14 protein-coding genes are annotated in these 14,630 nt (G+C 72.8%); 11 read left to right on the top strand and 3 right to left on the bottom strand.

All coding sequences use genetic code 11. The features are described from left to right. Positions 1-349: 349 nt before the first annotated feature. Genes ACZ60W_RS36255 through ACZ60W_RS36240 form a run of 4 tightly spaced genes read left to right on the top strand, consistent with a single transcriptional unit; the run spans position 350 to position 4,342 of the window. Positions 350-994, top strand: a complete 645-nt coding sequence (locus ACZ60W_RS36255) for a peptidase (RefSeq protein ID WP_469759662.1) — start codon at positions 350-352, stop codon at positions 992-994. Beyond that, positions 994-1,818 (top strand): COG1470 family protein, encoded by an 825-nt coding sequence (locus ACZ60W_RS36250; protein WP_469759661.1) that lies wholly within the window; start codon positions 994-996, stop codon positions 1,816-1,818. Before ACZ60W_RS36255 ends, ACZ60W_RS36250 begins: the two co-directional genes overlap by 1 nt. Next, positions 1,815-2,873: a hypothetical protein gene (locus tag ACZ60W_RS36245; protein WP_469759660.1), complete on the top strand. Its 1,059-nt coding sequence runs from the start codon at positions 1,815-1,817 to the stop codon at positions 2,871-2,873. The genes ACZ60W_RS36250 and ACZ60W_RS36245 overlap by 4 nt, the downstream gene beginning before the upstream one ends. Before the next feature lie 14 nt (positions 2,874-2,887). Then, positions 2,888-4,342, top strand: coding sequence for a hypothetical protein (locus ACZ60W_RS36240; protein WP_469759659.1), 1,455 nt, complete (start codon positions 2,888-2,890; stop codon positions 4,340-4,342). Between the two features lie 66 nt (positions 4,343-4,408). Here ACZ60W_RS36240 and ACZ60W_RS36235 read toward each other — a convergent pair whose 3' ends face one another. Continuing rightward, complete coding sequence (locus ACZ60W_RS36235; protein WP_469759658.1) at positions 4,409-5,929, bottom strand: peptide MFS transporter; 1,521 nt, start codon at positions 5,927-5,929, stop codon at positions 4,409-4,411. A 427-nt stretch (positions 5,930-6,356) separates the two neighbouring features. Here ACZ60W_RS36235 and ACZ60W_RS36230 point away from each other — a divergent pair, with 427 nt between their 5' ends. Continuing rightward, on the top strand, positions 6,357-7,034 hold the full coding sequence (locus tag ACZ60W_RS36230) for a response regulator transcription factor (protein WP_030690380.1): 678 nt from the start codon (positions 6,357-6,359) through the stop codon (positions 7,032-7,034). A 14-nt stretch (positions 7,035-7,048) separates the two neighbouring features. Beyond that, a complete protein-coding gene (locus tag ACZ60W_RS36225) occupies positions 7,049-8,320 on the top strand; it encodes an ATP-binding protein (protein ID WP_469759657.1) in 1,272 nt (423 codons plus the stop codon). Positions 8,321-8,329: 9 nt separating this feature from the next. On the opposite strand, the gene ACZ60W_RS36220 is transcribed toward ACZ60W_RS36225, so the two are convergent. After that, positions 8,330-8,845 (bottom strand): GtrA family protein, encoded by a 516-nt coding sequence (locus ACZ60W_RS36220; protein WP_366309165.1) that lies wholly within the window; start codon positions 8,843-8,845, stop codon positions 8,330-8,332. A 187-nt stretch (positions 8,846-9,032) separates the two neighbouring features. Between ACZ60W_RS36220 and ACZ60W_RS36215 the strand changes: the two genes are divergently transcribed. The 4 genes from ACZ60W_RS36215 (at position 9,033) to ACZ60W_RS36200 (ending at position 12,939) form a co-directional block, all read left to right on the top strand. Then, positions 9,033-10,172, top strand: a complete 1,140-nt coding sequence (locus ACZ60W_RS36215) for a 5-(carboxyamino)imidazole ribonucleotide synthase (RefSeq protein WP_469759656.1) — start codon at positions 9,033-9,035, stop codon at positions 10,170-10,172. Beyond that, on the top strand, positions 10,169-10,702 hold the full coding sequence (gene purE / locus ACZ60W_RS36210; RefSeq protein ID WP_469759655.1) for a 5-(carboxyamino)imidazole ribonucleotide mutase: 534 nt from the start codon (positions 10,169-10,171) through the stop codon (positions 10,700-10,702). The genes ACZ60W_RS36215 and purE overlap by 4 nt, the downstream gene beginning before the upstream one ends. Beyond that, the gene (locus ACZ60W_RS36205; RefSeq protein WP_469759654.1) at positions 10,699-11,895 is read left to right on the top strand and encodes a dipeptidase; all 1,197 of its coding nucleotides are present in this window, start codon (positions 10,699-10,701) and stop codon (positions 11,893-11,895) included. The genes purE and ACZ60W_RS36205 overlap by 4 nt, the downstream gene beginning before the upstream one ends. A 120-nt stretch (positions 11,896-12,015) precedes the next feature. Then, a complete protein-coding gene (locus ACZ60W_RS36200; RefSeq protein WP_469759653.1) occupies positions 12,016-12,939 on the top strand; it encodes a membrane dipeptidase in 924 nt (307 codons plus the stop codon). Between the two features lie 69 nt (positions 12,940-13,008). On the opposite strand, the gene ACZ60W_RS36195 is transcribed toward ACZ60W_RS36200, so the two are convergent. Further along, positions 13,009-14,334 carry a UDP-glucose dehydrogenase family protein gene (locus ACZ60W_RS36195; protein WP_469759652.1) on the bottom strand — a complete coding sequence of 442 codons (1,326 nt, stop codon included), beginning with the start codon at positions 14,332-14,334 and terminating at the stop codon, positions 13,009-13,011. A 126-nt stretch (positions 14,335-14,460) separates the two neighbouring features. Here ACZ60W_RS36195 and ACZ60W_RS36190 point away from each other — a divergent pair. After that, positions 14,461-14,630 (top strand): acyl-CoA dehydrogenase family protein (locus ACZ60W_RS36190; RefSeq protein WP_453799135.1); only part of this gene is annotated, 170 nt, incomplete at its 3' end.

Below are 14,630 nucleotides of genomic sequence, written 5' to 3'. Positions count from 1 at the left end.
CACCCCCCCCTGCTCCCGCAGAGTTGGTGTTTGGTCCCCTCTCCCCTCCCTCCCTGTGTTTTTTGTCCCCCCCCCCCTTTTTGGGGGGGGGGGGGGGGGGCCCCCCCCCCCCAGGCCCTAGGGGCTGACGGGCCGGCGCCGGTCGAGGCCGTCTCCGCGCCCGGCGCCGCACGCGGCCCGGGACCTTCACCGTCTCTCTTCCTTCCTCCTTCTTCCCTCCTTCGGGCCTCAGGCGTACCTTGACGGCCAATCTGAAAGACCGTCAGCTACTGCGCGGTGAGGGGTGCTCGGGGTGTCCAAGGTGCCGAACCGGAGGAGAACGGTGGCCGCGCTCACGGCGGCCACCGCCATGACGGGCGCGGCCGTGCTGGCCTCCGCCCCGGCCGCGCAGGCGGTCGTCGTCGACGTCGACTACGCGTGCGAGACGAAGATCGGCCCGAAGGGCGCCGTCTCGCCCGTCGACATCAAGGCCGTCAGGAGCGGCAGCGGCTACACGATCACCATGTCGTTCGAGAAGGGCGTCTCCGACAGCCCCGTCGAACTCCCCAAGGGTGTCATGACCCCCCGGGCCGAACTCGTCCTCGGCGGCGCGGCCTCCGGGACCGTCAAGGTCAAGGGCACGCCGAACACCGCCGCCATCCCGCCCGACACCCCGATCGCCATCGGCACGCTCACGGGCACCTTCACCCCCAAGAAGAACGGCAAGGTCACCTTCACCGCCGGCACGCTCATCGTGCACGCGCTCGGCATGGACGCGGCGACCTGCACGCCGAAGAACAACCCGAAGCCGGCCCTCGAACTCGACGTGACCGGGGTGTCCGGCGGCGCCGACACCCCGCCCCCCGCCGCCGACGACGGCTCCGGGGACGCCGGGGCCGAACTGCCCCGGACGGGACCGCTCGACTCCGCCCTGGCCCTCGGCACCCTCGGCGGCACCGTCGCACTGACCGGCGCCGCCGGAGTCCTCTGGCTCACGCGGCGCACGGCACGCTGATGCGGGCGGCCCCCCGTTCCGGACTCCTGGCCGCCGCGACCGCCCTCCTCGGCGTGGTCGCGGCGGCCCCCGCCGGAGCCCCCGGCTGGACGGCGGCGCCCGCCGCCGGACGGCCGTACGCCTATCTGGAGGGAACGGCCGGCAGCGTCCTCCAGGACACCCTCTCGCTCACCAACCCCGGCACGCGCCCGCTCACCGTCCGCCTCACCGGGCAGGGCGCGCCGGTGGCCTTCGCCGCGCGGACCGTCACCGTGCCCGCCAGGACCCGCGCCGACGTGCCCTTCGCCGTGACCGTCACGGCCGACACCCCGCCCGGCGACCACCGCGGGACCGTACGCGCCACGGCCGCCGGCCGCGAGGTCCGCGTCGACCTGCGGCTGCGGGTCAACGGCCCCCGGCTCGCCGCGCTCACCGTCGAGGACGTCCGCGTCGACACCGCCACCGGCGAGCTCCACTACACCCTCGTCAACCGCGGCAGCACGGTCCTCGCCCCGGCCCTCGCGGTCCGCGCCGACGGACTCCTCGGCACCGTCCTCGACCGGCCCGGCCGCCCCCTGCCGCTCACCCTCAGGCCCGGCGAGCGGGCCGTCCGCAGCGAACCCTGGCCCGACCCGCCCGCGCTCGACTCCGTCACCGTCCGGCTGACCGCCACCGCGCCCGGCGCCACCCCCGCCTCGGCGCGCGCCGAGGCGGCCTTCGCCACGGGCCCCGCGCTCGCCGCGGCGGCCGGCACGCTCCTCGCGGCCGCCGCCGGCTGCGTGGCGCTGCTGCGGCGGCGCGGCGGGCCCCGTATCCGGCGAGCCCCGGCGGGAGCGACACCATGAGGACGATCCGTACCGCCGCCGCCCTGCTGGCGGTCCTCGCCCTCGCGCTGCTGCCCGCGGCCCCCGCGGCGGCGGCCCCCGGCCCCGTGGTCGAACTCTCCCGGGCCGAGGGCGGCAAGGGCGGCGAGATCACCGTCAGCGGCAGCGGCTGGGAACCCGGCGCGCTGCTCATGCTGCTGATCTGCGGCCGGGCCACCCCCGGCACCGGCGTCATCGGCGGCACCAACTCCTGCGCCAACACCGAGGGACGCGCCGCGACGGTCGACGCCCGGGGCGCGTTCAGCGCCAAGCTCCCGGTCGCCGAACCGCCCGAACCCTGCCCCTGCGTGGTGCACGTCGCCGGGGTGACCGGCCGGCAGGACGCCGTCGACCGCGCGTTCGCCGTGGCGGGCCACCCCACCGCCCCGCTCCCCGAGACCGCGGGGAACGGCCGGCTCGGGGTCCTCTCCGCCGTGCGGCTCGAAGGGTCGAGCGGCCTCCTCGTCTGGTTCGGGGCGCCGCCGCGGCGGGAGGTCGTCCTCACCGTCGGCAACCTGGGCTCCGCCCCCGTCCGCGACCCGGTCTTCGAGGTCGGCACGAGCCACGGCGTCTTCGCCCCGCAGTACGAGGAACGCCGGTGGCGCGGCACGATCGCGCCCGGCGGCAAGGCCGTCGTCCGCCTGCCGGCCGAACTCACGGCCGGCGCCCACGGCGACTACCAGGTCTCCGTCCGCCACGCCGGCAAGGTCCTCGTCGAGCAGCCCTGGGGCGTCGGCCGACCCTGGGGCGTGACGCTCTTCTGGGTCCTGCTCGCCGTCGTCGTGCCGGCGGCCCTCTTCCGGATCGGCATGGCCGTGGTGGACCGCGTCCGCCCGTCGGCCGGTCCCGCCCGCGGCTCGCGCCCCGCCGGGACCCCGGCGTTCCGCCGCCGCGTCCGGCCCCGTGCCTCCGTCCCCGCCGCCCGCGCACCGGGCGGCCCGGCGGACGACGAACCGACCACGGTCCTCCCGTGGTTCAGCCCTGACTCCGCACCGTCAGCGCCAGAGAGCAGTCCGACGACGAAGGGACATGCGTGAGTACGCAACGGAGGATGAGCGCGGCCGGGGTCGCGCTGATGCTCGGCGGCGCGGGGATCCTGGTTTCCGCCGGCCCCGCCCAGGCCGCCGAGGTCTCGTACCAGACGGAGTGCATCCCGCCCTCCATCTCCGGCCTTCCACCCGTGCAGGGCACCACGAAGGTCCTGGTCACGGCGCCGGCCGAGGCCAAGGTCGGCGACGAGGTCGAGATCGTCTGGAAGACGGTCCAGGCCGCCTCGAAGAACCCCGACGTGCTCGACCTGGGCAAGGACACGGTCAAGCCGACCGGCGTCCTCACCGTCGGCGGAGCGGCGACCGGCACCGTCGCGATGGAGGGGCCGCGGCAGAACCCGCCGATCCCCAAGAACAGCCCGATGGTGCTGCCCGAGATGAAGGGCCGGCTGAAGCTGGAGAAGGCGGGCGAGATCACCCTCACGCCCGGCAAGTACACGATCAACGTCTCCAAGCCCTTGTCCACCGACACGAAGTGCTCGCCGAAGGCGGCCGTGCCGGTCGGGGCGACCATCAAGGTCACGGACGGCGGCGGCTCCACCACCACCTCCGGCGGCACGACCACCGGCGGCTCCACCACCACCTCCGGCGGCACGACCACCGGCGGGACGACGACCACCGGAGGATCCACCGACTCGGGCGGCTCCACGACGGGGGGGACGACGACCACCTCCGGCGGATCCACCACGTCCGGCGGCTCGACGGATGCGGGCGGTACGACCAGCACCGGAGGGACCGCCTCGGGCGGCTCCACGGCCTCGGGCGGCTCCACGACCACCTCCGGCGGCTCCGGCGGGGGCGGCGGGCAGACCGACTTCCCCGGCAAGGAGGTGACCGTCGCCTTCGCCTGCCAACCCCCCGGCCCGTCCGCGATCAACTCCCGGGTGACCGTCGACGCCAGGAGGAACGGCGAGGTCTACGACCTCACGGTCAAGACCGCCAAGGGCGTCATGAACAGCCCGGCCGCCCTCCCCAAGGGCGCGCTCAAACCGTCCATGGCGATCAAGGTCGGCGGCGCCGACAGCGGCACGGTGAAGGTCACCGGCGCGGCCAACCCCACCGAACTCGCCCAGGGCGCACCCGTCAGCCTGGAGGACATGAAGGGCACCTACCGCCCCGGCGCGACGGGGAGGTCGACGCTCAGCCCCGGCACGCTGACCATCACGGTCACCCTGGGCGCCTCGAAGATCGAGATCCCCTGCCAGGTCAAGGGCGCGGTGAAGGCGTCCCTCGAACTGGACACCAGCAAGCAGGCCGGCGGCGCCTCCGGCGGCGACGACGGCGGCACCACGGCCTCCGGCTCGGGCGGCTCCGGCGGCGACGACGGCGGGAACCTCGCCCAGACCGGTGCCGAGCACGACGGGGCCCTGCGCGCCCTCGCGCTGGTCGCCGGCACGGTCATCCTGCTCGGCGGCGCCGTGTTCACCTTCACCCCCTGGGCGCGCCTCAGGCGGTGACGGCACGGCGGAGGGCCCGTCGCACCGGTGCGGTGCGACGGGCCCTCCGTACGGGCGCGGGTGACGTCAGTGGACGCTGCCCATGAGGCCCTGGACCTTCTTGCGGTACATGTAGATCGCGAAGCCTGCGAGAACGGCCAGCGAGGCCTGCATCGCGATGATCCCCGTCCCGTTCAGGTCGACACCGGCCAGCGAGAGCAGACCCGTGGTGCAGTCACCGGCGGTGACGGCGAGGAACCAGACGCCCATCATCTGGGAGGCGTACTTCTGCGGCGCCATCTTCGTGGTGACGGAGAGGCCGACGGGGGAGAGGCACAGCTCACCGATGGTCTGGATCATGTAGATCGAGACGAGCCACATCGGGGAGACCTTGGTCCCGTCGCCCGCCATGTTCATCGGGACGACGAAGACGAAGAACGAGGCGCCGACCAGGACGAGGCCCATCGCGAACTTCACGATGGTGTTCGGCTCCTGGTTCTTGCGGGCCAGCCACAGCCACAGCCAGGCGAAGACCGGGGCCAGCGCCATGACGAACAGCGGGTTCAGCGACTGGTACCAGGTGGCCGGGAAGCCGAAGCCGAACACGGTGTCGGCGGTCTTGTCGTCCGCGAACAGCGACAGCGTCGAGCCGCCCTGGTCGTAGATCATCCAGAAGACTGCGGCGGCGACGAAGAACCAGATGTAGCCGGTCATCTTCGACTGCTCGGTCCTGTCGAGGTCCTTGTCGCGCTTGATGCGGACCAGGACGGCGACCGGGATGATCAGACCGGCGAGGGTGATCGGGACGAGCGCCCAGTTCAGGGTGTACATGCCGAGCGCGACGACGACACCGTAGAAGACCGCGGCGACCACGGCCACGAGCGCGACCTTGACCAGGACGCTCTTGCGCTCCGCCGGGGACAGCGGGTTCGGGACGATGTTGCTCTTGGGGCTGAGGTTCTTCGTGCCCACGAGGAACTGGACCAGACCCAGACCCATGCCCAGCGCGGCGAGCGCGAAGCCGAGGTGCCAGTTGACCTTCTCGCCCACGGTGCCGACCACGAACGGCGCGACGAAGGCGCCGAGGTTGATGCCGACGTAGAAGAGCGTGAAGCCACCGTCTCGGCGCGGGTCGTCCGGGCCGTCGTAGAGGTGGCCGACCATCGTGGAGATGTTGGCCTTGAGCAGACCCGAGCCGGCGGCGACCAGCGCCAGGCCGACGAAGAACATCGCCTGGCCGGGGATGGCCAGCGAGGCGTGACCCGCGATGATCACGAAGCCGGCGATGGCGACGGTCTTGCGGGCGCCCCAGACGCGGTCACCGAACCAGCCGCCGGGCATGGCCATCAGGTAGACCATCGACACGTACACGGAGTAGATCGCCGTGGCCGTGGCGGCGGTCATGGCAAGGCCGCCACCCTGGCTGCCCGTCGCGGCGTCCGCGCCGCCGGAGACCAGGTACAGGACGAGCAGTGCCCTCATGCCGTAGTAGGAGAAGCGCTCCCACATCTCGGTCATGAAAAGGGTGGCCAGGCCACGGGGGTGGCCGAAGAACGTCTTCTCGGAACCGGGGGTTCCGGCCGAAGTCGTCGTCAGGCTGGACGCCATGTCGATCCTTGCTCTGTCGGGACGCTCGCCTTGTGAGCGTGGTGCGCCCGGTGGGGGAGGCCGGCACCGGCGGAGTCGGGGAGGAATCCGCCGGGATCCACGCCCCGGGAGACGCGTCTTCACGTCCCGGGACCCGGCCCACAGGTCATTCGCCGTCTCGAGGGTGGCAGGGCCCACCTCACGCAGAAAGAGGACCTTGGCGCGCGAAGCTGGCCAAAGGTCCCCGAATACCGCTACTGACGTCTCGCCACCATACGACACGACAGTGCCGGATATGGAAGGACTTGAGAGATGGATCACAGGCGTGTGCGCAACCACGGAAGGTCATTCGAAGGTCATGAGCAAGATACCCACAAGATCTCCAGGCATTCCCCGGGGCCGGTGGATCACGCCCCGGCCCGGCACCCGTGCGGACTACCATCACCCCATGACCCGTGTACTGCTCGCCGAGGACGACGCATCCATCTCGGAGCCGCTGGCCCGCGCCCTGCGGAGAGAGGGGTACGAGGTCGAGGTCCGCGAGGACGGCCCGACCGCCCTCGACGCCGGACTCCAGGGCGGCGTGGACCTGGTCGTGCTCGACCTTGGCCTGCCCGGCATGGACGGCCTGGAGGTCGCCCGCCGGCTGCGCGCCGAGGGCCACACGGTCCCGATCCTGGTCCTCACCGCACGGGCCGACGAGGTCGACACCGTGGTCGGTCTCGACGCCGGAGCCGACGACTACGTCACCAAGCCCTTCCGCCTCGCCGAGCTGCTCGCCCGGGTCCGGGCCCTCCTCCGGCGCGGCTCCACCGAGCCGGCCGTCGCCCCCGCCACCCACGGCGTGCGGATCGACGTCGAGTCGCACCGCGCCTGGATGGGCGACGAGGAGCTCCAGCTCACGGCCAAGGAGTTCGACCTGCTCCGGGTCCTCGTCCGCGACGCCGGCCGGGTCGTCACCCGCGACCAGCTGATGCGCGAGGTCTGGGACACCACCTGGTGGTCCTCGACCAAGACCCTCGACATGCACATCTCCTGGCTCCGCAAGAAGCTCGGCGACGACGCGGCCAACCCCCGCTACATCGCCACCGTGCGCGGAGTCGGCTTCCGCTTCGAGAAGAGCTGAGCCGGCCCCGAACCATGCGCCGCCGCCTGATCAACTCCACGCTCGCCGTGGTGCTCGTCGTCATCGCCGTGTTCGGCGTCTCCCTGGTCCTCGTCGAGACCCGCACCATCTCCAACAGCGCCCAGGAGAGCGTCGACTCCGAGGCGCTGCGGATCGTCTCCATCGTCGACAGCCGCCTCATCGGCGGCGAGCCGGTCAACCCGGACATCCTCGCCGAACAGAGCGGCGCCAAGCGGTACGCGCAGATCCGCATCCCCGGGCGCGACCCGATCGAGATCGGCACCCGCCCCGAGGGCGACGTCATCCGCGGCCTCGCCGAGGGCGAGCGCGGCGAGACGGTGACCGTCGAGGAGTCCCGCGCCACCGTCACCGCCGAGGTCGGCCGCACCCTGCTGATCATCGGCGCCGTGGCCCTGCTGGCCGTCGTCGCCGCCGTCCTCCTCGCCGTACGCCAGGCGAACCGGCTGACCTCCCCGCTGACCGACCTCGCGGAGACCGCCGAACGCCTCGGCTCCGGCGACCCGCGGCCCCGCCACAAGCGGTACGGGGTCCCCGAGCTGGACCGCGTCGCCGACGTCCTCGACGCCTCCGCCGAACGCATCGCCCGGATGCTCACCGCCGAACGCCGGCTCGCCGCCGACGCGTCCCACCAGCTCCGCACGCCCCTCACGGCCCTCTCCATGCGGCTGGAGGAGGTCGCCCTCGCCGACGACCTGGACACGGTCAAGGAGGAGGCGACGATCGCGCTCACCCAGGTCGAGCGGCTCACCGACGTCGTCGAGCGGCTTCTCACCAACGCGCGCGACCCCCGCACCGGCTCCGCCGTCGCCTTCGACCTCGACGAGGTCGTCAAGCAGCAGATCGAGGAGTGGCGGCCGGCCTACCGCAGCGCGGGGCGGGCCATCGTCCACTCCGGCAAGCAGGGGATGCGGGCCGTCGGCACCCCGGGCGCGGTCGCCCAGGTCCTCGCCGCCCTGATCGAGAACTCGCTCATGCACGGCGGCGGCACGGTCGCGCTGCGGACCCGCGTCACCGGCAACCAGTCGGTGATCGAGGTCACGGACGAGGGCCCCGGCGTCCCGGCCGACCTCGGCGCGCGGATCTTCGAGCGGGCGGTCAGCGGCCGCAGCTCCACCGGCATCGGCCTGGCGGTGGCCCGGGACCTCGCGGAGGCGGACGGCGGGCGCCTGGAACTGCTCCAGCAGCAGCCGCCGGTCTTCGCGCTCTTCCTGAGCCGGGAGGTCAGGAGCGTCTCGGAGCGGCCGCAGGACCGCCCCGTACGGTAGGGGGCCGGGTCAGACGCGGTCGGGCTGGCGGCGGGCCGCCTGCCGCGGCGCCTGCTCCAGGAAGGACTCGGCGGTCTGCACCGCCTCCTTCGCCGGCAGCGCCCGGAAGACCCAGGTGCGGTACGACCAGAAGCGGAACAGGGTCCCGATCCCGATCCCGAGGAACTTGAAGAAGTTGCTCGCCAGCGGACCGTCCCAGCCGAAGCCGTACGTCGCCGCGTAGAGCACGCCGTTCTCGATGACCATGCCGACCACGCTGAACAGCAGGAACAGCGACAGTTCCTTGGTCCGCCCCGACTTGTCACGGTCGCGGTACGTGAAGTAACGGAACCCCACGTAGTTGAAGGCGATCGCCACCACGGTGGCGATCAGGCTGGCCCGCACCACCGGGATCTCCGTGGCGCCGCGCACCAGGTTGAAGACACCGAGGTTCACGAGGACGCCCAGGCCGCCCACGACCCCGAACTTGGCGACCTCGCGGAAGAGCCCGTTGAGTCGCGTGCGCAGCGCGCCGGATTCACTCATGGTGATGGCTCTGTCCGTCCGTCCGGGTGACGTCCGGGCGACGTCAACCCAACCATGCTAACCAGCACCCCCCTCACCCGCCCGAGTACCTCGCAAACCACGGGGAAACCGGCCCCGGACCCGTGATCCGCTTGTGCCAAACCACAGCCGGACGAGTGTTCACCGATGGTGCGGATACCCTAAGAGGGTGACGTTTCCCGTAGTAGGCATGGTCGGCGGCGGTCAGCTCGCGCGTATGACCCACGAGGCGGGCATCCCCCTCGGCATCAAGTTCAAGCTCCTCAGCGACACCCCGCAGGACTCCGCGGCCCAGGTCGTCGGCGACGTCGTCATCGGCGACTACCGCGACCTGGACACGCTGCGTGACTTCGCTCGCGGCTGTGACGTGATCACCTTCGATCACGAGCACGTGCCCACCGAGCACCTGCGGGCCCTCGAAGCGGACGGCATCCCCGTCCGCCCCGGGCCCGACGCGCTGGTGCACGCCCAGGACAAGGGGGTGATGCGCGCGAAGCTCGACGAGATCGGCGCCCCCAGCCCCCGCCACCGCATCGTCGTGGACGCGGCGGACGCGGTGGCCTTCGCCGCCGAGGCCGGCGGCTTCCCGATCATCCTCAAGACCGTGCGCGGCGGCTACGACGGCAAGGGCGTCTGGTTCGTGCGCACGGAGGAGGACGCCCGCGACCCGTTCCTCGCGGGCGTGCCGGTCCTCGCCGAGGAGAAGGTCGACTTCGTCCGCGAGCTCGCGGCGAACATCGTCCGCTCCCCGCACGGCCAGGCCGTGGCGTACCCGGTCGTCGAGTCCCGTCAGGTCGACGGCGTCTGCGACACGGTGATCGCGCCCGCGCCCGACCTGGACGACGCGCTGGCGGGCGAGGCGCAGGAGCTGGCGCTCCGCATCGCCAAGGAGCTCGGCGTCGTCGGCCACCTCGCCGTGGAGCTCTTCCAGACCACGGACGGCCGCATCCTCGTCAACGAACTGGCGATGCGCCCGCACAACTCCGGCCACTGGACCCAGGACGGGGCGATCACCTCGCAGTTCGCCAACCACGTCCGGGCGGTCCTCGACCTGCCCCTCGGCGATCCGCGCCCGCGCGCCCCGTGGACCGTGATGTGCAATGTCCTGGGCGGCGACTACCCGGACATGTACTCCGCGTACCTGCACTGCATGGCCAGGGACCCGCAGCTCAAGATCCACATGTACGGCAAGGACGTGAAGCCCGGACGCAAGGTGGGCCACGTCAACACCTACGGCGACGACCTGGACGACGTGCTGGAGCGCGCCCGCCACGCCGCCGGCTACCTGCGAGGAACGATCACCGAATGAGCCCCGCCACCGCACCCGTCATCGGCATCGTCATGGGATCCGACTCCGACTGGCCCGTCATGGAGGCCGCGGCGCAGGCCCTCGACGAGTTCGGCATCCCCTACGAGGTCGACGTCGTCTCCGCGCACCGGATGCCCCGCGAGATGATCGCGTACGGCGAGGAGGCCGCCGGCCGCGGCCTGAAGGCGATCATCGCGGGCGCGGGCGGCGCCGCCCACCTGCCCGGCATGCTGGCCTCCGTCACCCCGCTGCCCGTCATCGGCGTGCCCGTGCCGCTGAAGTACCTCGACGGCATGGACTCCCTGCTCTCCATCGTGCAGATGCCGGCCGGCGTGCCCGTCGCCACGGTCTCCGTCGGCGGCGCCCGCAACGCGGGTCTGCTCGCCGCCCGGATCCTCGCCACGCAGGACGCCGAACTCCTCGGCCGCATGCGCGAGTTCCAGCAGCAGCTGAACGACCAGGCCACCGAGAAGGGCAAGCGCCTGCGGGCCAAGGCCGAGGGCGCGGAGTCGTTCGGCTTCGCCAAGTGAGCGCCGCCGAGCGCCTCGCTGAGGCCCGGGAGCTGCTGGCCTCCGCGCCCGTCGTGGACGGTCACAACGACCTCCCGTGGGCGCTGCGCGAGCACGTGCGCTACGACCTGGACCGGATGGACATCGGCGCCGACCAGACCGGCGCGCTCCACACCGACCTCGGCCGGCTGCGGGCCGGCGGGGTCGGCGCCCAGTTCTGGTCGGTGTACGTGCCCTGCCGGCTGACCGGGGACGACGCGGTCAGCGCCACCCTGGAGCAGATCGACGTCGTCGACCGGCTCCTGGAGCGGTACGCGGCCGACCTCGCCCCCGCCCTGACGGCGGACGACATGGAGGCCGCCCGCGCGCAGGGCCGGATCGCCTCCCTCAAGGGCGCCGAGGGCGGCCACTCGATCAACAACTCCCTCGCCACCCTGCGCGCCCTGCACACCCTGGGCGTGCGGTACATGACGCTCACGCACAACGACAACAACGACTGGGCGGACTCGGCGACCGACGCGCCCCGGGTCGGCGGCCTCTCCGCCTTCGGCCGCCAGGTCGTCCGCGAGATGAACCGCTGCGGCATGCTCGTCGACCTCTCGCACGTCGCCGCCACCACCATGCGGGACGCGCTCGACGCGACGGCCGCGCCGGTGATCTTCTCGCACTCCTCGGCCCTGTCGGTCTGCGGCCATCCGCGCAACGTCCCGGACGACGTCCTGGAGCGGCTGCCGGCCAACGGCGGCGTCGCGATGGCCACGTTCGTGCCCAAGTTCATCCTGCCCGCGGCCGTCGAGTGGACCGCGCGGGCCGACGACAACCTGCGGGCGCACGGCTTCGACCACCTCGACACCACGGCCGAGGCGATGAAGCTGCACCGCGCCTTCGAGGAGGCGAACCCGCGGCCGGTCGCCACCGCCGCGACGGTCGCCGACCACCTCGACCACATGCGCGAGGCGGCGGGCGTCGACCACATCGGCATCGGCGGCGACTACGACGGCACGGCCTTCACCCCGGCCGGTCTCGACGACGTCGCCGGCTACCCCAACCTGATCGCGGAGCTCCTGCACCGCGGCTGGTCCCGCCCCGACCTCGCCAAGCTGACCTGGTCCAACGCGGTCCGCGTGCTGCGGGACGCCGAGGCCGTCTCCCGCGACCTGCGGAGCCGTACGGCTCCGTCGAACGCCACCATCGACTCGCTCGACGCGGCGTAGCCGCCCTCACCCGGACGGCGCAGGCCGCCGAGCCCCCCGAGGGGGCCGGTGGCACGGTGGACGGTACTGGCCCGCCGCTCTCGGCGGGGCAGTACTGCAAGCCGAGTTCGGAGTCACACCATGGCGGAACTGCTCGACGACCATCCCCCTCTCCCCACCGTTCCCGCGTCCGCCGGCCGTCCCGAACCGCCGGGGTCACCACGCCCGCTCGACGAGACGGCCCGCGCCCGGGCCGTCCTGGCCGCCCAGCCCGTCACCGAGGGCCACGCCGCGCTCCCCGGATCGCTGGAGCCCGAGGACCTGCCGCCCGCCCGCGCCGCCGAGACCGGGGCGCAGCTCTGGTCGCTGCACGTGGACGCCGACGAGGGCGTCCTCGGCACCCTGCGGCGGATCGACGGCGTCCGCGCCCTCGTCGCCGCCTGCCCGGAGGACCTGCGGCTGGCGTACACCACCTCCGAGGTGGCCCACGCACGCAACTGCGGCCGGGTCGCCGCGCTCCTCGGGCCCGTCGCCTGGACCGCCCTCGGCGGCTCCGCGGCCACCCTGCGGGCGTACCACACGCTGGGCGTCCGGGCCGTGAACCTCACCGGGTTCGACCGCTTCGCCCGTGCGGCGGTCCGGGAGATGAACCGCATCGGCCTGGCGGTGGACCTCTCCGGCGCCGACCGGGACACCGTCCGGAGCACCCTCGCGGTGACCCGCGCCCCGGCCCTGCTGACCCGGGCCGACCCGGACGGGCTGCCGGACGACGTCCTGCGCCTGCTCGGCGGGAACGGCGCCGTCTGCATGGTCACGGTGACCGACGACACCGTCGCCGTCGCCGACGTCCTCGACCGCGTGCGGTCCGGGGCGGGCGCGCACTGCGTCGGCGTCTCGCACACCACGGACCCGGACACGGGCTACGTGCCGCTCTTCGCGGAACTGTTCCGCCGGGACTGGACCGCCCAGGAGCTGGTCGGCCTCGCGCACGCCAACGTCACCCGGGTGCTGCGGGAGACGGAGTTCCTCGCCCGGACGAACCGGATCCGGCCGGCCGCGGCCTGACCGCACACGGGAGGAGGGGGCGCACCCGGTGCGCCCCCTCCTCATGGTCCGTTCCGCGGTCCCCGCGCGTCAGGCGCGCGGACGGCCCATCGCCCGGTACGTCCAGCCGGCCGCCCGCCAGCGCTCCGCGTCCAGCGCGTTGCGGCCGTCCAGGATCACCCGCGAGGCGGCCGCCGCGGCGAGCTCCGCCGGGTCGAGCTCGCGGAACTCGCGCCACTCGGTCAGGTGCAGCACCACGTCCGCGCCGCGCACGGCCTCCAGGGCCGAGTCGGCGTATCCCAGCGTCGGGAAGACCCGGCGGGCGTTCTCCATGCCCTTGGGGTCGTAGACGGTGACCTGGCCGCCCTGGAGGTGTATCTGGCCGGCGACGTTGAGCGCGGGGGAGTCGCGGACGTCGTCCGAGTCGGGCTTGAAGGTGGCACCGAGGACCGCCACCCGGCGGCCCAGGAAGGTCGACCCGCCGAGGGCCTCGCGGGCCATCTCCACCATCTGGCCGCGCCGCCGCATGTTGATCGAGTCGATCTCGCGGAGGAAGGTCAGGGCCTGGTCGGCGCCCAGCTCGCCGGCGCGGGCCATGAAGGCCCGGATGTCCTTGGGCAGGCAGCCGCCGCCGAAGCCGATGCCGGCGCGCAGGAACTTGGCGCCGATGCGGTCGTCGTGGCCGATGGCCTCGGCGAGCTTGGCGACGTCGGCGCCCGCGGCCTCGCACAGCTCGGCCATCGCGTTGATGAAGGAGATCTTGGTGGCGAGGAAGGAGTTGGCCGAGGTCTTCACCAGTTCGGCCGTCGGGAAGTCGGTCACGACGAAGGGCGAGCCCTCGCCGACCGGGACGGCGTAGACCTCGCGCAGGATCTTCTCCGCCGCCCCGTCGCGGACGCCGACGACGATCCGGTCCGGGTGCAGGGTGTCCTGGACGGCGAAGCCCTCCCGCAGGAACTCCGGGTTCCAGGCCAGCTCCACGCCCTCCGGCAGGACCGCCGCCAGCCGTTCGGCCGAACCGACGGGCACGGTCGACTTGCCGACGACCAGGGCCCCGGCGCGGACGACCCCGGCCAGGGAGGCGAAGGCGGCGTCGACGTAGCTCATGTCACAGGCGTACTCGCCGTGCTTCTGCGGGGTGTTCACACAGACGAAGTGCACGTCGCCGAAGGCGCCGACCTCCTCCCAGGAGGTGGTGAAGCGCAGGCGGCCCGTCGAGCCCTCGATGCCGGCCACGTGCCGGGCGAGCAGCTCCTCCAGCCCCGGCTCGTACATGGGGACGCGTCCGGAGGCCAGCATCTCGATCTTCTCGGGCACGACGTCCAGGCCGAGCACCTCGAAGCCCAGCTCCGCCATGGCCGCGGCGTGGGTGGCACCGAGGTAGCCGGTGCCGATCACGGTGATCTTCAGGGCCATGCGGGTCTCCAGGGAAGGTCGGGCGGAATGCCTGCCCGAGCATAGTCGTGCCCTGGTCCGCGGCCCGGGCACGCCCTACCATTTGGGTTACTTAACGGTAGTTAGCAAGCGTGGGAGTGAGTGAGCGTGTCAGGTTCTGCCGATTTCGACCTGTACCGGCCGTCCGAGGAGCACGACATGCTCCGGGAGTCGGTGCGTGCCCTCGCGGAGGCGAAGATCGTTCCGTTCGCCGCGGCGGTGGACGAGGAGGGGCGTTTCCCGCAGGAGGCCCTGGACGCGCTGGTCGCCAACGACCT

The sequence above is a fragment of the Streptomyces sp. NPDC104202 genome (assembly GCF_055584185.1).
This window is presented reverse-complemented; position numbering and strand designations above follow the sequence as displayed.

What these genes read in the sequence shown, in the direction of transcription:
- ACZ60W_RS36195 (WP_469759652.1), bottom strand. Translation starts at nt 14,334, where the DNA reads ATGGCCCTGAAGATCACCGTGATCGGCACCGGCTACCTCGGTGCCACC.
- ACZ60W_RS36250 (WP_469759661.1), top strand. Translation starts at nt 994, where the DNA reads ATGCGGGCGGCCCCCCGTTCCGGACTCCTGGCCGCCGCGACCGCCCTC.
- ACZ60W_RS36220 (WP_366309165.1), bottom strand. Translation starts at nt 8,845, where the DNA reads ATGAGTGAATCCGGCGCGCTGCGCACGCGACTCAACGGGCTCTTCCGC.
- ACZ60W_RS36200 (WP_469759653.1), top strand. Translation starts at nt 12,016, where the DNA reads ATGGCGGAACTGCTCGACGACCATCCCCCTCTCCCCACCGTTCCCGCG.
- ACZ60W_RS36240 (WP_469759659.1), top strand. Translation starts at nt 2,888, where the DNA reads ATGAGCGCGGCCGGGGTCGCGCTGATGCTCGGCGGCGCGGGGATCCTG.
- ACZ60W_RS36230 (WP_030690380.1), top strand. Translation starts at nt 6,357, where the DNA reads ATGACCCGTGTACTGCTCGCCGAGGACGACGCATCCATCTCGGAGCCG.
- ACZ60W_RS36235 (WP_469759658.1), bottom strand. Translation starts at nt 5,929, where the DNA reads ATGGCGTCCAGCCTGACGACGACTTCGGCCGGAACCCCCGGTTCCGAG.
- ACZ60W_RS36245 (WP_469759660.1), top strand. Translation starts at nt 1,815, where the DNA reads ATGAGGACGATCCGTACCGCCGCCGCCCTGCTGGCGGTCCTCGCCCTC.
- purE (WP_469759655.1), top strand. Translation starts at nt 10,169, where the DNA reads ATGAGCCCCGCCACCGCACCCGTCATCGGCATCGTCATGGGATCCGAC.
- ACZ60W_RS36255 (WP_469759662.1), top strand. Translation starts at nt 350, where the DNA reads ATGACGGGCGCGGCCGTGCTGGCCTCCGCCCCGGCCGCGCAGGCGGTC.
- ACZ60W_RS36225 (WP_469759657.1), top strand. Translation starts at nt 7,049, where the DNA reads ATGCGCCGCCGCCTGATCAACTCCACGCTCGCCGTGGTGCTCGTCGTC.